Source organism: Sphingobium sp. (assembly GCF_033795625.1).
GTDB lineage: Bacteria > Pseudomonadota > Alphaproteobacteria > Sphingomonadales > Sphingomonadaceae > Sphingobium.
Genome location: NZ_JARYGI010000004.1, coordinates 45,609 through 69,422, shown reverse-complemented (window position 1 = coordinate 69,422; position 23,814 = coordinate 45,609). Strand labels below are relative to the sequence as shown.

20 protein-coding genes are annotated in these 23,814 nt (G+C 61.6%); 6 read left to right on the top strand and 14 right to left on the bottom strand.

Annotated elements, in window-relative coordinates; translation table 11 throughout:
- Positions 1-7: 7 nt before the first annotated feature.
- From QHC67_RS03230 to ccmC, 8 genes are all read right to left on the bottom strand, one after another.
- Complete coding sequence (locus tag QHC67_RS03230; RefSeq protein WP_319290900.1) at positions 8-1,939, bottom strand: potassium transporter Kup; 1,932 nt, start codon at positions 1,937-1,939, stop codon at positions 8-10.
- 131 nt (positions 1,940-2,070) lie between these two features.
- Entirely contained in the window at positions 2,071-2,697 is a 627-nt protein-coding gene (locus QHC67_RS03225; protein ID WP_319290898.1) for a tetratricopeptide repeat protein, read from the bottom strand.
- On the bottom strand, positions 2,694-3,089 hold the full coding sequence (locus QHC67_RS03220; RefSeq protein ID WP_413818483.1) for a cytochrome c-type biogenesis protein CcmH: 396 nt from the start codon (positions 3,087-3,089) through the stop codon (positions 2,694-2,696). The genes QHC67_RS03225 and QHC67_RS03220 overlap by 4 nt, the downstream gene beginning before the upstream one ends.
- Before the next feature lie 14 nt (positions 3,090-3,103).
- Positions 3,104-3,634: a DsbE family thiol:disulfide interchange protein gene (locus tag QHC67_RS03215; RefSeq protein ID WP_319290894.1), complete on the bottom strand. Its 531-nt coding sequence runs from the start codon at positions 3,632-3,634 to the stop codon at positions 3,104-3,106.
- A complete protein-coding gene (locus tag QHC67_RS03210; protein ID WP_319290891.1) occupies positions 3,631-5,559 on the bottom strand; it encodes a heme lyase CcmF/NrfE family subunit in 1,929 nt (642 codons plus the stop codon). Before QHC67_RS03210 ends, QHC67_RS03215 begins: the two co-directional genes overlap by 4 nt.
- On the bottom strand, positions 5,556-6,020 hold the full coding sequence (gene ccmE, locus QHC67_RS03205; RefSeq protein WP_319290888.1) for a cytochrome c maturation protein CcmE: 465 nt from the start codon (positions 6,018-6,020) through the stop codon (positions 5,556-5,558). The genes QHC67_RS03210 and ccmE overlap by 4 nt, the downstream gene beginning before the upstream one ends.
- 16 nt (positions 6,021-6,036) lie before the next feature.
- The gene (locus QHC67_RS03200; RefSeq protein ID WP_319290886.1) at positions 6,037-6,168 is read right to left on the bottom strand and encodes a hypothetical protein; all 132 of its coding nucleotides are present in this window, start codon (positions 6,166-6,168) and stop codon (positions 6,037-6,039) included.
- Between the two features lie 7 nt (positions 6,169-6,175).
- Entirely contained in the window at positions 6,176-6,901 is a 726-nt protein-coding gene (gene ccmC, locus QHC67_RS03195) for a heme ABC transporter permease CcmC (protein ID WP_319290883.1), read from the bottom strand.
- A gap of 185 nt (positions 6,902-7,086) precedes the next feature.
- Between ccmC and purF the strand changes: the two genes are divergently transcribed.
- Positions 7,087-8,547, top strand: a complete 1,461-nt coding sequence (gene purF / locus QHC67_RS03190) for an amidophosphoribosyltransferase (RefSeq protein ID WP_319290881.1) — start codon at positions 7,087-7,089, stop codon at positions 8,545-8,547.
- 79 nt (positions 8,548-8,626) lie between these two features.
- Positions 8,627-9,337: an SDR family NAD(P)-dependent oxidoreductase gene (locus QHC67_RS03185; protein WP_319290879.1), complete on the top strand. Its 711-nt coding sequence runs from the start codon at positions 8,627-8,629 to the stop codon at positions 9,335-9,337.
- A 332-nt stretch (positions 9,338-9,669) separates the two neighbouring features.
- Here QHC67_RS03185 and QHC67_RS03180 read toward each other — a convergent pair whose 3' ends face one another.
- Both QHC67_RS03180 and recG read right to left on the bottom strand, forming a co-directional pair.
- Complete coding sequence (locus QHC67_RS03180; RefSeq protein WP_319290877.1) at positions 9,670-11,538, bottom strand: PhoX family phosphatase; 1,869 nt, start codon at positions 11,536-11,538, stop codon at positions 9,670-9,672.
- 145 nt (positions 11,539-11,683) lie between these two features.
- Positions 11,684-13,747, bottom strand: coding sequence for an ATP-dependent DNA helicase RecG (recG, locus tag QHC67_RS03175; protein ID WP_319290874.1), 2,064 nt, complete (start codon positions 13,745-13,747; stop codon positions 11,684-11,686).
- A 100-nt stretch (positions 13,748-13,847) separates the two neighbouring features.
- On the opposite strand from recG, the gene QHC67_RS03170 reads away from it, so the two are divergent.
- Positions 13,848-14,114, top strand: a complete 267-nt coding sequence (locus tag QHC67_RS03170; protein ID WP_319290872.1) for a succinate dehydrogenase assembly factor 2 — start codon at positions 13,848-13,850, stop codon at positions 14,112-14,114.
- Positions 14,115-14,130: 16 nt separating this feature from the next.
- Positions 14,131-17,592, top strand: coding sequence for a transcription-repair coupling factor (mfd, locus tag QHC67_RS03165; RefSeq protein ID WP_319290869.1), 3,462 nt, complete (start codon positions 14,131-14,133; stop codon positions 17,590-17,592).
- A gap of 60 nt (positions 17,593-17,652) precedes the next feature.
- Here the strand turns inward: mfd and QHC67_RS03160 are convergent, their stop codons facing one another.
- The gene (locus QHC67_RS03160) at positions 17,653-18,453 is read right to left on the bottom strand and encodes a hypothetical protein (RefSeq protein ID WP_319290867.1); all 801 of its coding nucleotides are present in this window, start codon (positions 18,451-18,453) and stop codon (positions 17,653-17,655) included.
- Positions 18,454-18,942: 489 nt separating this feature from the next.
- Here QHC67_RS03160 and QHC67_RS03155 point away from each other — a divergent pair, with 489 nt between their 5' ends.
- Together QHC67_RS03155 and QHC67_RS03150 are read left to right on the top strand one after the other, a co-directional pair.
- On the top strand, positions 18,943-19,875 hold the full coding sequence (locus QHC67_RS03155) for an ROK family protein (RefSeq protein ID WP_319290864.1): 933 nt from the start codon (positions 18,943-18,945) through the stop codon (positions 19,873-19,875).
- Positions 19,876-19,877: 2 nt separating this feature from the next.
- Positions 19,878-20,435 (top strand): molybdenum cofactor guanylyltransferase, encoded by a 558-nt coding sequence (locus QHC67_RS03150; RefSeq protein WP_319290862.1) that lies wholly within the window; start codon positions 19,878-19,880, stop codon positions 20,433-20,435.
- Between the two features lie 2 nt (positions 20,436-20,437).
- Here the strand turns inward: QHC67_RS03150 and QHC67_RS03145 are convergent, their stop codons facing one another.
- The 3 genes from QHC67_RS03145 to QHC67_RS03135 form a co-directional block, all read right to left on the bottom strand.
- On the bottom strand, positions 20,438-20,923 hold the full coding sequence (locus tag QHC67_RS03145) for a MarR family winged helix-turn-helix transcriptional regulator (RefSeq protein WP_319290860.1): 486 nt from the start codon (positions 20,921-20,923) through the stop codon (positions 20,438-20,440).
- A 141-nt stretch (positions 20,924-21,064) separates the two neighbouring features.
- A complete protein-coding gene (locus QHC67_RS03140; RefSeq protein ID WP_319290857.1) occupies positions 21,065-22,348 on the bottom strand; it encodes a hypothetical protein in 1,284 nt (427 codons plus the stop codon).
- Positions 22,349-22,510: 162 nt separating this feature from the next.
- Complete coding sequence (locus QHC67_RS03135; protein WP_319290856.1) at positions 22,511-23,803, bottom strand: hypothetical protein; 1,293 nt, start codon at positions 23,801-23,803, stop codon at positions 22,511-22,513.
- Positions 23,804-23,814: the final 11 nt, after the last annotated feature.

Sequence of the window (23,814 nt, the reverse complement as noted above, 5' to 3'; positions counted from 1 at the left end):
CAGTCGGTCAAATCTCGACCTGACTGCCCAACTCCACGACCCGGTTCGTCGGTAGCCGGAAGAATTCCATCGCACTTTCCGCGTTCCGCAGCATCCACGCAAAGATCTTCTCACGCCAGATCGGCATACCCGGTCTGGCGGAGGGGAGCAGCGTCTGACGTGCCAGGAAGAAGCTCGTCTCCATCATCTTGAATGCCTGCCCGCATTGGGTGACGTTCTTCAGTGCCAGTGGGACGTCAGGCTCCTGCATGAAGCCATAATGCAGCACCAGCCGGAAGAAGCCGCGTCCCAGATCCTCCAGCTTCGCCCGATGTTCTTCAGGCACCGCGGGCACGCCAATGATTTTCACGGTCAGCAGAATAACGCGCTCATGCAGCACTTTATTGTGCTTCAAATTGTGGAGCAGCGCATGCGGGACCCCGTCCGGCGTCGATGTCATGAACACCGCCGTCCCCGGCACTCTCACCGCACTATTCGCCGCCGAAGCGATGAAAACGGGAATGGGCATGGCCGACTCGCGCATCCGCTCGATCATCAACTGGCGGCCGCGCGACCAGGTAGTCAGCAGCGTGAACACGATGAAGCCGATGAACAGCGGGAACCAGCCGCCGTCCGGTATCTTGGTGAGGTTCGCCGCAAGATAGGCCCCATCCACGACATAGAATATCGAGAGAAGCAGCACCGCCCATATCCTGTTCCACTTCCATAGCCGGAACACGAGGACTGTCAGCAACACATTGTCGATGAACATCGCACCGGTGACGGCGATACCATAAGCAGCCGTCAGGTTGGACGATGTCCGGAAGCTCAGGACCAGCAGGATGACCATCACCATCAGCCCCCAGTTGATGAGGGGAATGTAGATCTGACCCGCCGTTGACGCACTGGTATGCGCAATGCGCAAGCGGGGCATGAAGCCGAGCTGGATTGCCTGCTGCGTGACCGAAAAGGCGCCTGATATGACAGCCTGAGACGCAATGATCGCGGCCAGCGTTGCAATGCCGATCAATGGCAGCTGGAACCATTGCGGAGCAAGGTTGTAGAACGGACTGACAAGAGCGCTATGCCCCTCCCGGAAAAGTAGCGCCCCCTGCCCCATATAGTTCAGCATCAAGGCGGGAAGCACGAAGAACAGCCAGGAAATGCGGATCGGATTGCGGCCGAAATGCCCCATGTCCGCATACAGCGCCTCGGCGCCCGTCACTGCCAGCACCACTGATCCAAGTGCGAGGAAAGCAGGCAGCGGATCAGTGACGAAGAACATGAGCGCCCAATAGGGATTGAACGCGACCAATATTCCCGGCGTCTGCCAGATGCTGAGTACGCCCAATGTCGCGATGGTCAGGAAATAGAAGAGCATTATAGGGCCGAACAGCGTCGCGACGCGATTTGTGCCTGCACTCTGGATCCAGAAAAGGCCCAGCAAAATCACCACTGCTGCGGGAATGATCAGCGGACCCAAAGCGTGGTTGTAAACCGCAAGTCCCTCGACCGCCGATAGCACCGACACAGCGGGCGTGATCATGGAGTCGCCGTAGAACAGCGCAGTCGCAAAAACGCCGAGCAGTACGATCCCGGACGACCAGCGGCGCGTCTTGGTTTGCCCGCTGATCAGTGCGAGCAGAGCCAGGCTGCCGCCCTCCCCCTTGTTGTCGGCCCGCATGATGATCGAAACGTACTTCAGTGTAACCACCAGCATCATCGACCAGAACATCAGGCTGACGACGCCAAGAATATGCTCGGGATCAAGCGTAAGTTTATGATGTCCTGCGAAGGTTTCCCGGAACGCATAAAGAGGGCTGGTGCCGATATCGCCGAAGACGATCCCGATCGCTCCGACGACCAGTTTCACCGTGGCGTCCTGATGGCCATGCCCACCATGTGCATCCGCGTTCAACACGTCATCTGCGGCGGCAGGACTGGGGCCGGGGTCAACCATGAAATGACGTTTCGAATGTCATGATATATATTTCCGGCCTTGGAGAGGGCGTGATGCCGTCGGCCTGAGTTGCAAAGCCGCGACTATCACGCGCAGTGATGCAGCGCAACATATCAAGCCAGGCAACTTCCTCACGAGCCGCCGAGACGACTATCGATCATCTGCAGGTTTTGTTCCAGTTCAGTGCGCAACTTGCTGCCCTCCGGCAGGCGCATGGCAAGCGGCGCCCAGATCTTCCGCGCGTTGTCCAGTTGGCCGGACTGCGCCAAAGCGAGGCCATAAAAATAAGGTGCAGCAGGCGCCGTTGCATCGATCGCCATCGCGCGATGAAAGGCAAATTCAGCCGACGGTGAGATCACCCCCCCGGCGTGAGCAACCAGCGCGTTGCCCAGGCCAAGCCACAGGTTCGGGTCCTTCGGGTCCTGCCGGACTGCCGCAACCAGCACATTGGCGGCTTCCTGGGTCTTTCCCTGCCGACCCAGGCCGTCCGAGAGAACGAGCCACTGGCCCGCTTTCCCGAAGCGTTCCCCCAAAGCACGCCGTTGCTCAGCGAGGCTTTCGTCGAACGGGGCGCTCTGATCGGCAGCCGTTCGTGGCGCGCCTGCAAGACCCGGGGATCCTTGCCAGGCATATCCGGCGATGCCGCACAAAACCGCCGCAGCCACTAACTCCCATGTCGCCCTGGGCACGCGTCCGGCCCATAGGAGCGCTGCCAACGCGACAAATGCCAGCAGGAAGGCGCCTATCCAGCCTGTCATGGCGTCCTCTTCCTACGTCGTATGCGGCCGCGCATCAGCAGCAGGCCGAGCACCAGCAAGATAACCGGAGCTGCCCAGAGCGGCCACAGGATCGGAGCTGCCGTCGGCTCGTAGCTGACCCAATCCCCATAGCGATCAACAAGCCAGCCACGGATCGCTTCCGGGTCTTCGCCCGCAGCAATCCTTTCCCGTATCTGGGAGCGCATGTCGCCCGCCATGCTGGCGTTGCTATCGGCTATCGACTGGCTCTGGCAGGTCAGGCAGCGTATGGTGAGCATCAGATCACGGGCCTTCGCTTCCAGCCGCGGGTCGTCAAGTTGCCGGTCAGCAAGAGGCGCTGGAGGAAGTGCGGATTGCGCCAGAACCGGCGTCGCCATAAGCAGCAGCACCATTGCCAGCACCACCCTCACTTGCCTGCCTCCGCCAGCTTCTGCAGGAGAACGGGCACGTCGTCGGCCCGTATGTCGCCGATATGCTGGTGGACTATCACACCCTTGCCATCGATTACGAAGGTCTCCGGAACTCCCGACGAACCCATGGCGATCTGCAGGCTGCTGCGGGCATCAAGCCCTATGCGCGAATAGGGATTGCCCCAGCGCTTCAGAAACTGGTCGACATCGGGACGCGCATCCCGGATCGCGACCGCGTCGATCTCAGCCCCCGCCGCTTTCAAAGCCATCAACTGCGGCGACTCGGCAGCACAGGGCACACACCAGCTGGCGAAGATGTTCAGCAGGCGCGGTTTCCCGGTCGCCAAATCCTTGCTGGACAAAGTAGGCCGGTCACTGGCCGCTGCCGGCAATGAAAATTGAGGGATCGGCTTTCCGATCATCTTCGATGTGATCAGCCGATCGTCCGGCTTGAGCAGCCCACTCGCAAACAACGCGAAAAACGCGAGGAACAGCCCAAGCGGCAACCAGATTGCCCAACGGCTCATATGAGTGCCTCACGCCGCCGCAGCTTTTGCAGCCATCCGCGGCGCTCCCGTCCGACAAGCGAAAGTGCGCCGCCAAAGGCAATCATGATGCCGCCCAACCAGATGAGCGTGACGAACGGCTTCCACCAGACCCGCAACTGCCAGCGGCCGTCTTCGGTCTCCTGCCCCAGCACGACGTATAATTGACCATTCCATCGAGTCAGAAGCGCAGCCTCGGTGGTATTCGTCGGGGGCGTCGTAAAGTAACGGGCCTGCGGGTGTAATTCGACCGCTGCTCCTCCCCGGGAAGCTGTCAGATCACCCTGAAGCGCAGTCCAGTTATCCCCCGCAATAGGGCTGATCGCTTTGAAACGGAGCGTCCATCCGGCCGTTTCGATCACGTCGCCAGGCCGCGCCGCCACCAGCTTCTCGACAGTAAAAGCCGAGTCCGCCGCCATCCCGGCAAGGCTGACGGCACATCCCAGATGCGCCACGACCATGCCATAGGTGAACAGCGGTGTGCGTCGAAGGTTGCGCTTCCACAATGGAGCAAGACTGCCCACACCGACGCCCGCGGCTATCACTAGCCCAAGGAAAGGCAATATGCCGATCCGTCCCCACGCAAATACGCTTACTGCGGAAATTGCGAGCAGCAGCACTGTTGCGGGCACAATCAGGCGCTGTGCGACTGCCCGAGCCTGATCCTTGCGCCAGCGCGTCAATGGTCCTGCCGCCATGGCGATCACTAGCGCCAAAGCTACCGGACCCGCAATCCGGTCAAAATAGGGCGGCCCTACAGATACTTTGTGCCCGAAAGCTTCCGTCATGAGCGGGTATAGAGTGCCGATCAGCACCAACCCCAGGATCACCGAGAGCAGCAAGTTGTTGACCACGAGCATCGTCTCGCGGCTCACAAGCTCGAACTGCGCGCCTTCCCTGACCGTGCCAATCCGCAGGCCGAACAGCGCCAACGCACCACCGATATAAAGCGCAAGCAATCCCAGGATGAATGTGCCCCGCTCCGGATCGACGGCAAAGGCATGCACACTCGTCAATATGCCGGAGCGCACAAGGAACGTGCCAACCATCGACATCGAAAAGGCGACAACCGCCAGCATGATCGTCCATGCCCGCAGCGCATCGCGCGTCGCCAGCACGGTCACGCTATGCAGCAGCGCAGTCGCCGCGAGCCACGGCATCAGCGACGCGTTCTCTACAGGGTCCCAGAACCACCAGCCGCCCCAGCCAAGCTCGTAGTACGCCCAATAGCTTCCCGCCGTGATCCCCAACGTCAGCAATATCCAGGCCGCAAGCACCCAGGGCCGCATCGCTCGTGCGAAAGTCGCGTCGACGTTCCGCGTCATCAGAGCGCCGACTGCAAAGGAGAAGGCCACCGAGAGCCCGACATACCCTAGGTAGAGCGTTGGTGGATGAAATGCGAGGCCGGGGTCCTGCAGCAGCGGGTTCAACCCCTGGCCATCGGCCGGAGCCGGGTTAGCGCGCGCGAAGGGATTGGACGAAAATAACAGGAACGCGTAAAAACCAAGGCTGATCAGCGCCTGAGCGCCCAAGGTTGCCATATGGGTGTCACGCCGCAATGCGCGTTCGAACAGCGCTACTGCGGCTCCGGCAATGCCCATGACCATCACCCACAGCAACATGGAGCCCTCATGATTGCCCCAAGTGCCGGCGAACTTGTAAAGCCACGGCTTTGCGGAATGGCTGTTCGTCGCAACGAGGCCGACCGACATATCGGATCGAAGGAACAAGGCGACCAGCAGGAAGAACGACAAGGCAGTCAGAATGCCCTGCATTACGGCGACAGGGCGAACAGTGGCCAGCAACTCGCCTTTATCGGTCGTAAGCCCAAAGTAAACGAGCCCGAGTTGCAGAAAAGCCATGGCGGCCGCAAGCCAGAGCGCCGCAAGCCCAAGTTCAGCGATCACGGCCGTGCCGCCTGAACCGGGCTGCTCGTCAACTGGCGGGAGTTCTCGTCGTACTTCATGCCGTCGAGTTCACGCGGCATGTAGCGTTCGTCATGTTTCGCCAGCAGGTTGGTGGCAACAAAAGTGCCTTTGGCGTCAAAGGATCCCTCGGCCACGACACCGCTGCCCTCCTTGAAAAGATCAGGGGCGATCCCGCTGAAGACTGCCGGCACCGTCGCTTTATTATCTGTGACGTCGAAGTGGATCGTGACGCCGTCCGTCGCCCGTTTCAAGCTGCCCTTCACCACCATTCCGCCCAGCCGAATGGCTTTCCCCTGCTCGACAGGTTTGGACCGAGCGTCTTGCGGCGTGTAGAAGTAAGCCGCCTCATCCCGCAACGCGGATGCCGCCAGCAAGCCCGCGCCGATGAGCGCCACGAGCGCCACGAGGGCAAGGATGAGCCTCTGGTGCTTGGCTTTCATGATCACTGCCATATTCTCAGCGATCCCGCTTCAAGGCGTCGGCCCGGCGCTCTGCACTGACCATCCCGCGCCAGCTAGCGATCGAGAGGCCGATCGTCCCTGCCAATGTAAGCCCATAAGCGGCAATGATGAAGGGCCACGGGTTCATCCCGAAATCAACCACGCGCCAGCCGCTGCATCCGGGCTTCGACTTTTGTCTCGGCAAGGATGGCACGCATGCGCATCAGGACGATGGCAGCGAACCACAGCGTAAATCCCAATAAAGTGAACCCCAATGGCCATAGTATGGAACTATCGATAGTCGAACCTGTGAGCGTGATGCTCGGGCCCTGATGCAGGCTGTTCCACCAAACCACGGACCGATTGATGATCGGAATGTTCACTGCACCCACCAGCCCGAAGATCGCAGTGACGCGACTGACCCCGCCCCCACCGTTGTTCCCGGCGCTGGCATTGGCGAGCGCGATATAGCCCAGATACAGGAAGAACAGCACCAGCATCGACGTCATGCGGCCGTCCCATTCCCACCACGTGCCCCAGGTCGGACGGCCCCAGACAGAGCCGGTGATCAGGCATATTGCCGTGAAGAGCGCGCCCGGCACCGCGATCGCTCTTCCCGCTATGGCTGCAAGAGGGTGGCGCCATACGAGCTGCACCAGTGCGGCGACTGCGATCCCGGTCCACCCGCCCATTCCAAGCCATGCGGCAGGCACATGAATATAGAGGATTCGCACCGTCTCGCCCTGCAGATAGTCAGCAGGGGTAAGAGACAATCCGAAAGCGGAGCCCATCGCGAGCAAAAGAATGCCAGCCCAGAAAAGCCAGGGCGTTAGCGGCCTGGCAATGGACAGGAACCGTGCAGGATTGGCGAAGGCGTGCATGTCCGGGGCTCTTTAGCCGCGCACATGAGTTAAGACCAGTGGCCTTGACGGACGCGAGGCTGCTCATCGCCTTTTTTTATGACATCTGCTGTAACAGTAGGCGACAAATCAGACTCGAGTACCTATATGCCCCCTCAGCAGAGCCCCGCGGGGGCATCACGCATTGGCAGCGGACCCAATAGCACATGCTTACCACGAACCCCTTCGATGATGACAAGTTGCGGGAGGAATGCGGCGTCTTCGGCATTTCTGGCGCAGAATCGGCTTCGGCGATCGTTGCCCTTGGTCTCCACGCTCTTCAGCATCGCGGCCAGGAAGCGGCCGGGATCACCAGCTGGGACGGCCATGATTTCCACACGCATAGGGCAATGGGCCACGTTGCCGGGAACTTCGATCGCGACGAAGTGATTCGCGCGCTCCCCGGCGAAGCCGCCTGCGGCCATGTGCGATATTCCACTACCGGCGAGACCTCGCTGCGCAATGTCCAGCCGCTCTATGCCGACCTCGCGTCGGGCGGCTTCGCCGTCGCGCATAATGGGAATATCTCCAACGCCGTTAAGTTACGACGGGATCTGGTGCGGCGCGGATCGATCTTCCAATCGACCTCGGACACGGAAGTCATCATTCATCTCGTCGCGACGTCCACATATCGGACGCTGCTCGACAAGTTCATCGACGCATTGAAGCAGGTCGAAGGCGCCTACTCGCTGATCTGCATGACCCCTGAAGGCATGATTGCCTGTCGCGATCCCCTCGGCATTCGTCCGCTCGTAATGGGTATGCTGGGCGACTCGCCCATCTTCGCTTCTGAAACCGTAGCGCTCGATGTGGTCGGCGCCGACTATGTGCGCTCGATCGAGCCGGGCGAGTTGGTCATCGTTACGGCGAGTGGCGAGATACGCAGCCACCGCCCGTTCGGCGACGTTTCGCCGCGTCCCTGTATTTTCGAACATGTCTATTTCTCGCGCCCCGACTCGATCGTGGAAGGCAATAGCGTCTATTCCGTCCGCAAGGCGATCGGCGCGCAGTTGGCGATCGAAAATCCGGTCGAAGCGGATTATGTCATTCCTGTCCCCGACAGCGGCGTACCAGCCGCGATCGGCTATGCACAGCAATCCGGCATTCCCTTCGAGCTAGGCATCATTCGCTCGCATTATGTCGGCCGCACGTTCATTCAGCCGAGCGACAAGGTTCGGCACCTTGGTGTGAAGCTGAAGCACAACGCAAACCGCGCCCTCATTCAGGGCAAGCGGATCGTCCTGATCGACGACTCCATTGTGCGTGGGACCACGAGCCTCAAGATCGTACAGATGATGCGCGAAGCCGGTGCCGCTGAAGTGCATATGCGGATCGCCAGCCCTCCGACGAAACACAGCTGCTATTACGGCGTTGATACGCCGGAACGCACAAAGCTGCTGGCGCACAAGCTGGACGTGCCAGGCATGCAGGACTTCATCCACGCCGACAGTCTTTCGTTCCTCTCGATCGAGGGTCTTTACAATGCGTTGGGACAGGCAAAACGCGCGGATATCCGTCCGCAATATTGCGACGCGTGCTTCACTGGCGACTATCCCACCACCCTGACCGATCAGGATGAGGCCGTTGTCCGCGACCAGTTCGAGCTTCTGGCGGAACGCGTCGTTTGACCGCTAACATCTCACGCTGAGCCGCGCTGGAGGCACATCTGCAGCATCCGCGCAAGCGCATCATCACCGAGAAAACATAATGACCACCCTTCCCCTCGCCGGAAAACTTGCGCTAGTGACTGGCGCCAGCCGTGGCATCGGCGCTGCCACGGCCGAAGCTTTGGGCAGGGCCGGCGCTCATGTGGTGCTGACGGCGCGGACCAGCGGCGGCTTGGAGGAAGTGGAGGACCGCATCCATCAGGCAGGCGGCAGCGCCACCATTGCGCCGCTTGACCTGACAGACGGCGAGAGCATCGGTCGGCTAGCAGCCGCCATATCAGGGCGCTGGAACGCTCTGGACTATCTGGTCCTCAATGCCGCGATGCTGGGCAGCCTTGCCGCGGTGCAGGCCATCGACCCCAAGGAATTTGCCAAGCTGCTGACTCTGAACGTAGGTGCGCAGCAGGCGCTGATCGCTGCCTTCGACCCCTTGCTCCGGGCCAGTACCGACGCGCGCGTGATTGCCGTCACCAGTTCGGTGGGCTCCACTGCGCGGCCTTACTGGGGCGCCTATGGAGCGTCCAAAGCCGCCTTGGAAGTGCTGATCAAGGCCTATGGGGAGGAAGTGAAGAACATTTCCAGCATTCGGGCCCATATCGTCGATCCCGGCGCCACCCGCACGGTCATGCGGGCAAAGGCATTTCCAGGCGAAGATCCCGCTACATTGAAAGGTCCCGAGACCGTAGCCGAAGCGATCTTGTCGCTGATTCAGGAAGATGCGCCCACGGCGCATCGCATCCGCGTCGGGTAGAGCCAGAGGCTTTGCGGGTTAGTCCGCCTGACGACGCTCCGCAGCGCGACGGTCCGCCGCACGGCGCTCAGGTCCAGCATAGCCGGATCCCGTTCCGCTCCGGCGATCTGTTCCCCGTCGCTCTTCTACTCGGCGATCACTCTCCGCATCTCTAATCATGTCTTCACCCTCTATCTGAAGGCGGCTTTTTCGTACTCCTTGCCGCCAAGCTGTCAGCAGAAACAGGCCAACCTTACGACCTTGGCAGAAACGGATTAAGATTTAACGAAGGTCAAACAGCAGACCGACGTAGCGGCCTGCCCCTCGCATCGAAGGAGGAGCAGGCCGGGATATCAGTTGCCCACAGGCTGTGCGTCGGTGCGGCGCACGACTATGGTCGAGGAGCGCGGCTGCTGGCCCGCAACTGGCCACGCCTTGGTCGGGTGCTGAATGTTGACGAAGAACGTCGCGAGGTCAGGCGTGTAGGCGATGCCCGTGATCTCGCATCCTTCCGGGCCCACCAGGAAGCGCTTGGTCTGCTTCGTCACCTGATCGACATAGAACATCGCGTTGTGCCCGAACACATCTTCGATGCTCTTGCCCGTGAGGCCCGAGGTGCCGGGAATGCTGTGGTCGGTCTGCACCCATAGACGGCCCTTGGGATCGATGCGGATGCCATCGGGGCTCGAATAAGTATCGCCCTTGATGTCGCCAACCAGATTGGCGCCACCGGCGGCAAGTGCGGGATCGCCCGCCAGCACGAAGATTTCCCAGGTGAAGGTGGTCGCAAGCGGCGAATTGCCCGCTTCCTTCCACTTGATGATGTGCCCGTGGCGGTTGGTGACGCGCGGATTGGCCGCATCGGTAACGCGGCGGCCGCTGTTGTTGGTCAGCGTGCAAAAGACAGCGCTGTTGTCAGGCGCCACCGTGATCCACTCAGGACGGTCCATGATCGTACCGCCTGCGACGCGCGCAGCGACTTTGGTGTTGATCAGGACTTCCGACTGGTTCGGGAAGTTGACCGGCGTTGGCGGCGTCGGCCCTTGGCTCACGTTGCCGGGATCGATCGCGCCGACAACCAGGCCGTTCGTCCCTTGCACCAGAGCGCGCCACTCACCCGTGCCGTCCGCGTTGAAGCGGGCGACATAGAGCGTGCCGAAGTCGAGCAAATCCGTGTTGAGGGCGCGGTTGGTCGACGAGAACGCCCGATCCGGAACGAACTTGTAGATGCACCCCGGCGTGCCGTCATCGCCCATGTAAAAGGCGGTACGGTTACTCGAGTCCGCCATCGCCGCAACGTTTTCATGGTCGAAACGGCCCATCGCGGTGCGCTTGGTCGGCTGAGCCAGTTCCTGATAGGGGTCGATCTCGACTACCCAGCCATAGTCGTTATCCGGCTGCGCTGTGTCGATATAGTTGTCCGTCGTCTCCTCGCAGGTCAGGTAAGTTCCCCAGGGAGTACGGCCGCTGGCACAGTTGTTCAGCGTGCCCTTGATGCGCGTCGACAACTGGCCTGCTGCCGGACCGGCCGGGCGATAGAAGCTGTTGCCAGTGTAGCGCTTGTTGAACTTTGAGCCCTGCTTCACCGCCCACTTGCCGTCGCTGCCCTTGGCAACTTCGACCACCGACACACCGACCGCCGACAAAGCGAGAGCCCTCTGTTCGGCCGTCAAGGCTGCTGGATTGTCGATGTTGCCGGCGAACAAGATGTTGAGGTCTGGAAATTCGTGGTTGATCGCCATGAGACCGCCGACATTGGGATCGACACCGGCGAGTTCGAAATATTCCATGCCGTCATGATTGCCGCCAGCCTGCTTTTCCGTCTCGCTCGAAGGCTGGAAAGCGCCCTTGTAGCCCGGGGCGCCCGTCTCGACGATGTCGCCCGCAGAGAACAGCACGTCCACGGTGTAGCCAGCGGGGACGGTAACCTTGTCATCGAGATTGGCGGGGACCGAAGCGAAGTTGACGGCGAAACTGGTCGTGGGAGTGGGCGTCGGTCCAGGCGTCGGCGTTGGGGTAGGCGTGGATGAGCCGTCGTCTTCGCCGCATGCGCCGAGCATACCCATCAGCGGCAGGACCGAAAGCCCCAGCAGCCCGTTACGCAGGATCGTCCGGCGCGCCGGATTGGCGGCGACCAGAGCTTCAAGGCTCGGATTGCCCATATCGATGGTGGGTGACGCGGCGCGCGAGGCGGCGCGCGCCTCATCGGTGAGGTAAGACATGGCAATCCCCTATGGTGATGATGCCCACGCAGCTGCGTGGTCGGAAGGGCATTGGCAGCCGAAGATTACTGGCTAACGTCTAAACCATGGCACTTCCGGGTAAGCCTCGTGACGAATTGACGACAGTGCTTCCCGGCACGGATGATCAGCCGCTTCTTAGCAGTCCGACTGCCGCGTCACGCTCGAAAAGGTAAAGGCACGCCCGCGCAGCCTGTCCCCTTTGAGAGTCCAGCCCGCCGTCCCGCTCGATCAGCAGCCGCGCATCGTCGCGCGCTGCGTCGATCAGGTCCGCCAGATGTTCAGGCGTCGCCAGCCGCAGTTGCGCCTCGCCCGACTGCCTGGTTCCGAGCAGTTCTCCAGCACCGCGGAGACGGAGGTCTTCTTCGGCAATCCGAAAGCCATCATTGGTTTCCCGCATCAGCGCCAACCGCGCGCGTGACGTTTCGGAAAGGGCGTTTCCACGCAGCAACAGGCAGATCGACGCCTTGTCTCCGCGCCCCACTCGCCCCCGCAACTGATGAAGCTGCGCCAGTCCGAAGCGATCGGCCCCCTCGATGATCATCAGCGTGGCATTGGGCACATCCACGCCGACCTCGATGACCGTCGTGGCCACCAGCACCTTGGTTATGTTGCGGGCGAAGTTGTCCATGACAGCGTCTTTTTCAGGCCCCTTCATCCGGCCATGGACCAGTGCGACGGCTTCCCCAAACCGCATCCGCAGCGTCTCGGCGCGAACTTCGGCGGCGGTCAGGTCGCTGACCTCGCTTTCCTCGACCAGCGGGCATACCCAATAGGCCTGCCCGCCGCCCCCGATGTGCCGCCCGAGCGCCTCGATCACTTCATCCACCCGCTCGGCGGAGAGCACACGGGTTTCGATGGGCTGGCGGCCCGGCGGCATCTCATCCAGCCGCGAGACGTCCATTTCGCCATAGGAGGTGAGCGTCAAGGTGCGGGGGATCGGCGTCGCGGTCATAACCAGCAGGTGCGGCGTCCGCTCTGCCTTTGCCGCCAGCATCATCCGCTGCGCCACGCCGAAGCGATGCTGCTCGTCGATCACCGCTAGCGCCAGCGCCTTGTACTGAACCGCCTCCTGGAAGATCGCATGGGTGCCGACCAATATGTCGATACTGCCGTCCGCGAGCCCCATCAGCGTCGATTCCCGTACCCTGCCCTTTTCACGGCCGGTCAGGATGGCGATGGTGACGGGGAGGCCCGCCAGCATCTTCTGCAGGGTAGCAAAGTGCTGGCGCGCCAGGATTTCGGTCGGGGCCAACATCGCGCCCTGCTGGCCCGCCTCCACGGCGTTCAGCAGCGCCATCAGCGCCACCAGCGTCTTCCCCGATCCCACGTCGCCCTGCAGCAGCCGGAGCATCGGCGTCGCCTGCGCCATGTCGCCTTCGATCTCACTTATGCTGCGACGCTGCGCACCCGTAGGCGCGAACGGCAGCTTCAACTGATCGCGCAGATGTCCGTCGCCCTGGATCGGCACGCCACGCCGCCGCCGCGAAGACGCACGCACGAGCATCAGCGCCAATTGACCCGCGAATACCTCGTCATAGGCGAGCCGCTCCCGCGCCTTGGTGGCTCCGGGCATGCTATGCACTTCACCCAAGGCCTGCCGCCACCCCGGCCATGCGCGGCGATCCAACAGGCTTGGCTCCACCCACTCCAACAGCTCCGGGGCGCGATCCAGCGCCTGCCCGACCAGATCCCGCATCCGGTAATTGGATAGGCCTTCCGACAAACGATAGACAGGTTCCTGCTCCGGAACGGAGGCCGCTTCTTCGACAGACAGCACATGGTCTGGATGCACCATCTGCAGTTCCTGCCCATACAGCTCCAGCCTTCCGGACACGAACTTCGGCTCGCCGAGCGGCAGCATCTTGCGCGGCCAGCCGCTATTCTTTCCGAAGTAGATCAACGAGACGTAATTGCCCCGGCTGTCGGTGGCATGTACCCGAAACGGCGCACGCGTCCCCCCACCCGCTTTATAATCCACGGGCGTCAGCACCGTGCCCACGATCCGCCCGGCCTGAGCCATATCCAGCTTATCGACGATCAGCCTATCGACCCATGCTACAGGCAAATGGAAAGCCACATCGACGGCCCGCGCCAGGCCAAGCCGCTCCAGCGGCCGGGCCAGCGCGGCGCCAATGCCTTTCAATGCCGATATTTCGGCAAACAGCGGATTGAGAATATCGGGTCGCATGTCTATCTGCAGCTTCCACTATCGCAGCGGACAGGGTTGATCAAACGCCCCGTCCGCTATTCGCATTTGCACGCCATTCCGCCCGAGGGACGACTACGCCATGCACGAAGATCCCCGCCTGCGCCGCCTGAGCTTCCGCGCGTCCCATCGCGGCACGAAGGAAGCGGACCTGATGATAGGCGGTTTCTTCGATACCTATGGCGCGACGTGGACCGAGGAACAGCTTCTCTGGTTCGAGGAGCTGCTGGAGGAACAGGATGTCGACATCATGGCCTGGGCATTGGGCACGCTGCCGATCCCGGAGCGTTATCAGGGGCCGATGATGGATGCGATGCGCAAACTCGACTTCGTCCCAATCGCCAAGTGAGACCAAAACCCACATCGTGACTGACCTTCAAAAGATACTTAAATCGAAAGTTCCGCTGACGCTTTCCGGCGTCCCTGCGGGGTTTCAGCCGTGGTTGTTGGCCGACATCGCGCGGGCGTCGCCGACGCGAGCGGTGTTCATTGCGCCTGACGAGCAACTGATGCAGGCAGTTGCTGATACTGCCGCCTTTTTCGCGCCGGAACTGAAGATCATCCGCATCCCGGCATGGGATTGCCTGCCCTATGACCGGGCGTCCCCGTCGCTGCGTGCCGCTTCCGAACGTCTGGCCGGGCTATACGCCCTGCAGGCCAAGCCCGAGGCATCGCAGCTTGTCCTGACCACGGTCAACGCGATCACCCAGCGCACCCTCACGCCATTCCGTGTCCGACAACTGGTGGCGCGTCTCGCGCCGGGCGAACGGATCGCGATATCTAAGCTTGGGGAATTGCTTCAGGCAAATGGCTATGTCCGCACTGACACTGTGCATGACGCCGGCGAATATGCCATCCGTGGCGGCATCGTCGATCTTTACCCCGGCGGTGAAGCGCAGCCTTTGCGGCTGGATTTCTTCGGTGACGAGATCGAGACTGTCCGCCGCTTCGACCCTGGCGACCAGCGCACGACCGGCGCGGTGGAGGGCTTCACGCTCTTGCCCGCTTCGGAAGCATTGCTGGACGAAGAGACGATCAAGCGTTTCCGCAGCCGTTACCGGGAAACATTCGGCGCAACCGCGACGGGCGATCCGCTGTATCAGGCAGTGAGTGACGGACGGCGGCTGGCAGGAATGGAGCATTGGCTGCCGCTGTTCGAGGAGCGGCTCGTGCCGATGTTCGAGCATCTGGGCGATGATACGATCGTGATCCGAGATCATGGGGCTACGGCCGCGGCGGAGTCACGGCTCGAGTCCATCCGCGATTACCATGCCAATCGCGTGGAGGCCCGCTCTGCCGATCCGGGCTCCTATCGACCCCTTGACCCCGCGCAACTGTATCTTTCGGATGGAGAATGGGCGGACGCGATCACTGCCAACAGCATCCACATCACCAGCCCGTTCCATGAGCCGGAAAGCGCCTCGGTCCTGGACTTCGGCGTGGATGGCCCGCGCGACTTCGCGCCGGAGCGCGCGCAGAACGCCAATGTCTACGAAGCCGTCGGCAAGCATCTCTCGAAGATTGGCAAGGATCACAAGGTCGTGATCGCCAGCTACTCGGTCGGTGCGCGGGAGCGGCTGTCCGGGCTGCTGGCGGACCATGGCGTGAAGCGCCTGTCCTCGGCGGAAAGCTGGCAGGAAGCGCTTGGGATCGCGGCGGGCGGCTCGGTGGCGCTGATGGTGCTGCCGCTTGATCACGGCTTCACTGCGCCGGACGTTGCCGTGCTGACGGAGCAGGACATGCTCGGCGACCGGCTGGTGCGTCGGGCGAAGCGGAAGAAGAGCGCAGATGCGTTCCTTTCCGAACTGGCGACACTTTCGCCCGGCGATCTTGTCGTCCATGCCGATCATGGTATCGGGCGCTATGACGGGCTGACGTCGATCCCCGTCGGCAAAGCGCCGCATGACTGCGTGGCTCTGGGCTATGCCGGCGGCGACAAGCTGTATGTGCCAGTCGAGAATCTGGACGTGCTGTCGCGTTATGGATCCGAGACGGATGGCGTTGCGCTCGACAAGCTTGGTGGCGAAGCGTGGCAGCGCCGCAAGGCGAAGATGCGCGAACGGATTCGCGAGATCGCGGGCGAATTGCTCAAGACGGCGGCGGCCCGTGCGCTCCGGCCCGCGCAAGTCGCAGAGCCCGATGCGGCTGGATATCCCGCCTTCGTCGATCGCTTTCCCTATGATGAAACGGAGGATCAGGACCGCGCGATCTCCGATGTCCTGCAGGACCTCTCGGCGGGGAGCCCGATGGACCGGCTGGTATGTGGCGATGTTGGCTTCGGGAAGACCGAAGTCGCCTTGCGTGCCGCCTTCGTGGCCGCGATGGCCGGGATGCAGGTCGCGCTGATCGGTCCGACCACCCTGCTGGCGCGGCAACATTACAATAATTTCGAAGAGCGGTTCCGCGGCTTTCCTTTGAAGGTCGGCAGGCTTTCCCGTCTGGTCCCGGCAGCAGAAGCGAAGGCAACCAAGGCCGGACTGGCCGACGGCACGATGGACATCGTCGTGGGCACCCATGCGCTTCTGACCAAAGGACTGGAATTCAAGCGGCTGGGCCTCGTCATCGTGGACGAGGAACAGCGGTTCGGCGTCGTTCACAAGGAGCGGTTGAAGCAGCTCAAGTCGGACGTGCATGTCCTTACTTTGACGGCCACCCCAATCCCCCGCACGCTGCAGATGGCCATGTCGGGCCTACGCGAATTGTCGGTGATCCAGACTCCTCCCGTGGATCGTCTGGCCGTCAGGACCTACATCATGCCGTGGGACGGCGTGGTGATCCGCGAGGCGCTGCTGCGGGAGCATTATCGCGGCGGGCAAAGCTTCTTCGTGGTGCCGCGCATTGCCGATCTCAACGAAATCGAGGAATTCCTGCGCAACGATGTGCCGGAGGTCCGCGCGGTGGTCGCCCACGGCCAGATGGCGCCGACCGAAGTCGAGGAACGCATGTCCGCTTTCTACGACAAGCGATATGACGTGCTGCTCTCCACGACAATCGTCGAAAGCGGGCTGGACATTCCGAGCGCCAACACATTGATCATCCATCGCGCCGACCGCTTCGGTCTTGCCCAGCTTTATCAGCTGCGCGGACGAGTGGGCCGTTCGAAAACGCGTGCTTATGCCTATATGACGACGCCGGCCGACCGGATCATAACCGAAACCGCGGAAAAGCGGCTCAAGGTGCTCTCCGATCTGGATACCCTCGGCGCGGGATTCCAGTTGGCGAGCCACGACCTCGACATCCGCGGCGCGGGCAATCTTGTGGGCGACGAGCAGTCGGGACACATCCGGGAAGTCGGGTTCGAACTCTATCAGTCGATGCTGGAGGAAGCGATCCTCGACGCCAAGGCCGGCGGGATCGCGTCGGAGCGGGCTCGCGATACGTTCTCGCCGCAGATCACCATCGATGCGCCGATCATGATCCCGGAGGAGTATGTTCCCGATCTTGATCTGCGCATGGGTCTGTATCGCCGGATCAACGAACTGGAAGATCGCCAGAGTATCGAGGCCTTCGCTGCGGAAATGATCGATCGCTTCGGCAAGCTTCCTCAGCCCACGCAAAATCTTCTCAAGCTCATCGAGATCAAGCAGAACTGTGTGGCTGCCAATATCGCGAAGATGGATGTTGGGGGTAAGGGCGCCCTGGTCAGCTTCCACGGCGACAGCTTCCCCAATCCTGCCGGGCTTATTTCCTATGTCCAGCGGCTCGATGGCACCGCCAAGCTGCGGCCCGACAGCAAGCTGGTGATCACGCGAACCTGGGGTGATCCGACTGCACGGCTGAATGCCGCGGTTCAGTTGTCGAAGGGGCTGGCGAAGGTCGCCGCTTGAGCGAAACGGCCGAGGCCGGAACTCCGTAGGGAGTCCCGGCCTCGGTAATTAGAGGAATGGTCAGGTAGTGGCGGGACGGAAGCCGCGACGCTTGCTGATGCCTCCGCCGAAATCATAGACCGGCGATGGGCGGCGCTGATCCTGAACAGCAGCCGGTGCTGTGGCAGGGGCATCGCTGTATGCCACCGTGTCCTGCTGACGCAGCATGAAATGGGCGCGGCGCAAGCGGTTCTTCCGCGTCAGGAACGGGTTGGCTGTCGAAGGGGCCGACGCCGCCATGGCTTCAAGATCGCCATGTCCGGCCTCACGCGCGTCGAACGTCGCTGGTGCGGCAGCTACATGACGCGGCGCATCCGTTCTGAAGGTTGGAGCGGACGTGGCGACCGCAGAGGCGACGACTGGCGTTGACACATGATCGGTCAGCAGCGGCCCTGCGTTCACCCGCTCATCAACCAGCACTTCGCGGCTATCGGGACGGCGGCGACGCATAGCCATCAAGCCAAGCCCTGCGATCAACACGACTGCTCCACCGGCCAAGCCCCATTCCAGCCCGTTGCTCGTGCCATCGTCCACGCTGCTAGTCGCGGCTGCGGGCGTTTGCTCTGCCGCGACAGAGGGTGCGGGAGCCGCAGCTTCTGCAACGGGCGTGACGGCCGCGGGCGCTTCGGCAGGCGCACTATTGGCACGCGTGGCAACCGGGCGCTCTGCCGCCACCTTCTGTGTTGGGGCGGCAACGCTGCGCACTACATTCCGGCGCGGCGGTGCAGCGCGCTCTACTGGCGCTGTTTCAGGTGCTGCCTGTGCGACAGGCGCAGGCGGCGCCGCCGGTTTCGGCTGCACGACAGGAGATGGCGCGGCCATGAGTGGCGCAGGCGCAGCTGGGGCTGCACTGGGCGTAGCAAGTGCCGACGCTGGCGGTGCTGCTACAGGAGAGACCACGGGAGCCTGCGTAGCTGCGACCGGCGGCGGTGCCGTCGTTACGATCTCTTGCGCCAGGAGCGGAGTGGAAGCGAAAGCAAGAACAGCGGCAATCGCGGCTCTCGCTGGGCGAGCACTGGGTTGTTTCATCATAGCAACCAAGCAACGCCGAGGATCGGGGTTAGCCTTGTTGCGCCGCAACAATACACGATAAGTTGTTCACAGAGGACGGCAAGCTGTTAAACCCCATACATTGTTCATCCGACGTTTATCTTCACGAATTCTTTCGTTGTATTGACGGCCAATGCGACTTTGTTTCATTAGCCGCTTCTATACTAACAGCTTGCTCACCCTGGATCCTGTAGGTGAGTTATTCGCGTCGATACTATCGGCGTGGCATATGCGCTGCTAATGAACCCTTATGAAGCAACTATGGCCATGACGCCCTCTGTGGCAGGCATTGAACTGGGTGGAACGAAGGCCATTGCAGTATTAGCCGAGGGTGCCCGGATCATTCGGCGGCAAGTCGTTCCCACCACTTCCCCCGCTGAAACGTTGGAGGCCCTTGCCAGCACATTGGGGGCGTGGGACGCGCAAACATCCTTACAGGCGATAGGCATTGCGTCCTTTGGGCCGGTGCGCCTGGATCGAGCAGAGCCGGACTTCGGACATATGCTCGATACGCCGAAATCAGGATGGAGAGGGGTCGATCTCATTTCATCGCTTGCCGTCCCATTTGGCCGCCCCTTCGCTCTCGACACGGATGTGAACGGTGCGGCGCTAGCGGAATATGCCTGGGGCGCTGGCGTAGGGTGCGACAGTCTGTGCTACATCACGATCGGCACCGGCGTTGGTGCGGGTCTGGTTATCGACGGTCGGCCCGTTCATGGTGCCCTGCATCCCGAGATCGGGCATATGATGCCTCGGCGAACTGCGACTGGCGACTTCGCGGGAATATGTCCCTTCCACTGCGATTGTATCGAAGGCTTGGTATCGGGACCTGCGTTAGAGGCGCGCTTCGGCAAGCCGGGCGTGGACGTCGAAAAGGACAATCCGCTTTGGCTGGAGATCGCTGGCGAGATCGCGCAGATGGTCGTCAACGTGCTTCTGACGACAGCAGCGAGACGGGTCCTTATCGGCGGCGGCGTAGGCATGGGGCAACCGCAGTTGCTGCCGCTGATTCAGTCAAAAATCGTCGCGCTGCTGGGCGGCTATCTACAGTATGTAAACGAACGATCGATAGCCGATATCGTGCAGCACCCGGCCTTAGGTGCGGATGCAGGACCGCTCGGGGCAGTGGCCCTCGCCCTGGCGGCCTTAAAAGAAAGTCCCGAAGCAGCCTCGTTCGAAGTTCCGGGCGTATAGCGATGGCGTCTACATCACCTCGCCGCCTGGGGGCAGTTCTGGCGGGCGGCATGGCTACCCGGTTCGGGTCCGACAAAGCGCTCGCACTGTGGCGCGGCGAACCGCTGATCAGCCATGTCCTCTCGGCGTTGGCGGAGCATAGCGAGACAGTTGTCGTCTGTGGACGCCCTTGGCCCGGCTTCATCGCTTTGCCGGACAGGCCGATGGGCGCTCTTGGTCCCATGGGAGGATTGAACGCGGCGCTGCACTACGCGGCGGCACAGGGCTATGATGGGGTGCTGACGGCTGGGTGCGATACCCCCGTTCTGCCCAAAGACCTTCTCTCCCTGTTGGGCGGCGGCGAAACGCATGTCGTTTTTGAAGACATGCCGATCCTGGGGTACTGGCCTTCCAGCCTCGCTCCGGCCCTTGAAGCGCATCTGGCGACGAGCAGCGACCGATCGGTCAGGCGCTGGGCGAAACTGGCTGGCGCCCGCCTCGTGAGGCTGGGCGCGGACATCGCCAACATCAATACGCCCGCCGATCTGGATGCTCTCAGCCAAAGGACGGATCTGGCGTAGCGCTATAGAGCTTGTTGGTCGGCACTTTCGGCCGCGATGATTCCTGCCTCCAGTTCCAATGCGGCCGCATCGATGCGACGGAGCGTCGCCATAAACCGATCAAGTTCAGCCGGGTCGAAATCGACAAACAGCGACCGCTCCAGCTTTATGGCGCGCGGTGCCACTTTCGCGTAGAGGTCTCGCCCTGCAGGCGTGAGCACGAGAAGATGGGAGCGCTTGTCCGCCGGGTTCGCAACGCGTTCCAGAAGCCCCCGCTCGACCAAGGCAATTGCTGCCCGGCTCACCGTCACCTTATCCATTCGCGAGCGAGCGCTGATCGCCTGCTGCGTCACCCCGTCCGCTTCGGCGGCAATGGCGACCAGCCGCCATTCAGGGATCTTCAGGCCGAACAGCGCATCGTAGCTTCTTGCGACGACGTCGCTCACCAGGTTGGCAGTGTAAGACAGCCGATAGGGAAGGAAGTTATCCAATGTAAGCGCAGTGGTCATGCGCCTTGGTAACAGCCGCATCACAGCGGGCAAACAAGGAATGGCATCAGGCATCATTCCGCTGCTACGGAATGCGGCGGCCGATATTCTGTACGCGGCTAATGGAGGAAGGCGCGGCTTTGAAGGCCGCGCCTCCTTAGATCAGGACGCCGGCTGAGGCGCCACTGACGGGTTGAGAGCGGCCGTGCGCTGTGCCTGCTGATTGACCCAGACCGTCCAGAAATTAGCCACCGTTGCCCAGTTCCCGGTTGCCTGTGCGAGCGCCGTAGTCGACCCCGGAAGATCGCCCGAACGGGCCAGAGCAATCCCCAAGCGGCTATTCACCCGAGCAGTATCGACCCCGCCCTTGCTGAGCGCGAGGCGATATTGCGTTACAGCCAAGGGGAATTGTCCGAGAGAGAAATAGGCATCGCCTGCCGTCGCGGCGGCTGTGCCGTCCTTCGCCGATTCAGCTTTCTTGACCTGCGCCGGGAGGGCTGCGATGTTCTTCTTGGCCTTGACCGATATGGACTTGAGCAATGCACTCGTCACCGTTTCGGATGCCGTCAGCTTTCCGTTGGCGCGTGCCGCTTCTATGACCGACAATGCCTCTGCTTCATACCCGCTTTTTGCCGCCAGCGCAGCATAGGCCTGGACGTCGCGTTCGGAAGCGATGGCGCCCGTTGCCGACTGCAGCCGATAGAGATCGAGTTGCGCCTGTGGGTCCAGTCCCGGCGCGGCTTGAAAGTTTATGAGCCCGGATCGCCAGTTTCCCTGACTAGGGTACAGAGCGAGCTTCTGCTGGGTCCATTTGGCAACATCGGCCCACTTTCCGCTTTGGTAGGACAGCGCAATCGCGCGATCGAACCAGGCTTCGGGAACGGGCTTGCCACTTGCCTGCTGCTGGACGACGGCCTGTTCAAGGAGAGCCAAGCCTTCCGACTGCTTCTTCTTCTTGATGTTGGCATCAGCAAGGATGATTGTCGTCTCTACGGGCGTATAGCCCAGCTGCCGCGCGTAATTCACTTGCGCGATCGCATCGTTCTGCTCGCCGAGGTAATAGGAATAATAGCCAGCGAGATAGCGCAGATACGGAACCTGCGCTTCAGGAGCCGCGCCGCTTTCCAGCATGTCCGTCAACGCGCGGCGTATTGCTTGCGGGTCTCCACGCCTTGAGGCGTACTGATATTTCAGAGAGGCTGCGACATACTTCTCTACGGCGTTGGTCGGCTGCAGGCTGCCGATTTGAGCATTGGCCGTTGAAAGGTCGCCTGCATCGAGCGCCGTCTTTGCACCAGCCGCACCCGTGCGGAATGCGTCCGCCATCACAATCTGGGTTGGAGGGTCCCGCTTGGCTTCAACCGGCGAGCTTGCGCCCATTGCCAGCGCAAGCACCAAACCGGCAGTCGTCCAACTCTTCGACCCAGCAATACGACCGATCCGCATACCCGCTTCCTTCAACCTGATTTGCGCTGCCTGCGCATTACAGGCATTTGCTAGACGCAGGTCGGAATCAGTACAAGCGCTTGTCGATCAGTCGGTTAAGCTTTGTTGAAAAAGACACTGGCGCGGTGCCCTCCCGGACCCCGCGCCAGCCGAACGCAGCAATTATGCGGCCGCTTTCTTGGAGAGCCAGAGCAGCCAGAACTGCGCGATCTCCTTGCGGGGACCGCTGCTCACCTGCTCAAAGGCCGTCTTTGCGCCTGCCGTATCTCCCGACAGTGCGAGCGCGATGCCGAGCCGCGTGTTGATTTCACCTGCATCTACCGAGCCCTTTTGTAGAGCTAGGCGATACAGCTCGACTGCCTTCCCATATTCACCGTAGCCATGATAGGCTCCGGCCGTGAAGGCAGCGGTCTTGCCATTCGCGGCCTTGGCTGCGTCACTCGCTGCAGAGGCAAGCGACGCCTTGTCCGAAGCCATCTTGCTGGTTGCCTGAGTATAGAAGTCGTTCAACTTGCTTGCAGGCAGCTTGCCATTCGACCGGCCCTGATCGATCACCGTCTTCACTTCGCCGAACAGCGCCAGCTTGGATGCCGTGTCGGCATATTCCGCATAGTCATATTCGCTCTGGAGAGCCCCGGTCTGGTACATGAGGCGCATCAGGTCGAGATTCTCGCCCGCGGTCATGGTACGGTTGCGATCCTGGAAAGAACGCAGCAGCTGCCGCCAGTTATTACCGGACGGATCGGTTTCAACCTGCAGCATGGCCCATTGCGGCGCGTCGGGCGAACCGGCGGTGTACGCAATGGAGAAGCCACGGCTTAGCCATGCCGGCGGCACGGGCCTACCAGCGGCCTTCTCCAATTCGATGGCCTTCTTGAGCGCCGGAAGGCCTTGCAAGGCAATCGGCTTTGCGGCAGGCGACAGCTGACCGCCAGGACCGCTCAAGGCGATTGCTTTCTGAAAGTTTGCTTCGGCCAGCAGCAGATTGGAATTGCTAGGTTCGTAATTTGCATCCGCTGCCTTCTGAAGGTAGGGAACTGCGTCGTTATAATCCTTAATGTCGTAAGCAAGCTTACCAGCGAAAAAGTTGAACTTGCCTTCATCGGCACCCAGCGAAGCACCACTAGCCAGCATCTGCTTGATGCCGTCGCGCTGAATTTTCGGATCGTTCAGCCCGATTCCTGCCGCGAGCCTGAAATTTCCGGCAGTGAATTTGTCGTCAGGGGTGCTTGCGGCTGCCTCAGCAGTAGGCAACGCAGCGGACATTGCGGCAAAATCCTTCGCTTCGTTTGCCTTCTGGACTGGCTGTGCGGCTGCCATGAATTCCTTGCTCAGATTTCTTTTCGGAGCCTCAGCAGCCTTTTCCTTTTTGGCGGCGATTGCGGGAGAGGCCGTTACGGCGACACTGGCCACGCCCAACATCAGACCATAAGCCAATTTGGAAACAGAACGCATAAGATCACTCT

What these genes read in the sequence shown, in the direction of transcription:
- QHC67_RS03230 (WP_319290900.1), bottom strand. Translation starts at nt 1,939, where the DNA reads ATGGTTGACCCCGGCCCCAGTCCTGCCGCCGCAGATGACGTGTTGAAC.
- QHC67_RS03225 (WP_319290898.1), bottom strand. Translation starts at nt 2,697, where the DNA reads ATGACAGGCTGGATAGGCGCCTTCCTGCTGGCATTTGTCGCGTTGGCA.
- QHC67_RS03220 (WP_413818483.1), bottom strand. Translation starts at nt 3,089, where the DNA reads ATGGTGCTGCTGCTTATGGCGACGCCGGTTCTGGCGCAATCCGCACTT.
- QHC67_RS03215 (WP_319290894.1), bottom strand. Translation starts at nt 3,634, where the DNA reads ATGAGCCGTTGGGCAATCTGGTTGCCGCTTGGGCTGTTCCTCGCGTTT.
- ccmE (WP_319290888.1), bottom strand. Translation starts at nt 6,020, where the DNA reads ATGAAAGCCAAGCACCAGAGGCTCATCCTTGCCCTCGTGGCGCTCGTG.
- QHC67_RS03200 (WP_319290886.1), bottom strand. Translation starts at nt 6,168, where the DNA reads ATGAACCCGTGGCCCTTCATCATTGCCGCTTATGGGCTTACATTGGCA.
- ccmC (WP_319290883.1), bottom strand. Translation starts at nt 6,901, where the DNA reads ATGCACGCCTTCGCCAATCCTGCACGGTTCCTGTCCATTGCCAGGCCG.
- purF (WP_319290881.1), top strand. Translation starts at nt 7,087, where the DNA reads ATGCTTACCACGAACCCCTTCGATGATGACAAGTTGCGGGAGGAATGC.
- QHC67_RS03185 (WP_319290879.1), top strand. Translation starts at nt 8,627, where the DNA reads ATGACCACCCTTCCCCTCGCCGGAAAACTTGCGCTAGTGACTGGCGCC.
- QHC67_RS03180 (WP_319290877.1), bottom strand. Translation starts at nt 11,538, where the DNA reads ATGTCTTACCTCACCGATGAGGCGCGCGCCGCCTCGCGCGCCGCGTCA.
- recG (WP_319290874.1), bottom strand. Translation starts at nt 13,747, where the DNA reads ATGCGACCCGATATTCTCAATCCGCTGTTTGCCGAAATATCGGCATTG.
- QHC67_RS03170 (WP_319290872.1), top strand. Translation starts at nt 13,848, where the DNA reads ATGCACGAAGATCCCCGCCTGCGCCGCCTGAGCTTCCGCGCGTCCCAT.
- QHC67_RS03160 (WP_319290867.1), bottom strand. Translation starts at nt 18,453, where the DNA reads ATGGCCGCGCCATCTCCTGTCGTGCAGCCGAAACCGGCGGCGCCGCCT.
- QHC67_RS03155 (WP_319290864.1), top strand. Translation starts at nt 18,943, where the DNA reads ATGGCCATGACGCCCTCTGTGGCAGGCATTGAACTGGGTGGAACGAAG.
- QHC67_RS03150 (WP_319290862.1), top strand. Translation starts at nt 19,878, where the DNA reads ATGGCGTCTACATCACCTCGCCGCCTGGGGGCAGTTCTGGCGGGCGGC.
- QHC67_RS03145 (WP_319290860.1), bottom strand. Translation starts at nt 20,923, where the DNA reads ATGACCACTGCGCTTACATTGGATAACTTCCTTCCCTATCGGCTGTCT.
- QHC67_RS03140 (WP_319290857.1), bottom strand. Translation starts at nt 22,348, where the DNA reads ATGCGGATCGGTCGTATTGCTGGGTCGAAGAGTTGGACGACTGCCGGT.
- QHC67_RS03135 (WP_319290856.1), bottom strand. Translation starts at nt 23,803, where the DNA reads ATGCGTTCTGTTTCCAAATTGGCTTATGGTCTGATGTTGGGCGTGGCC.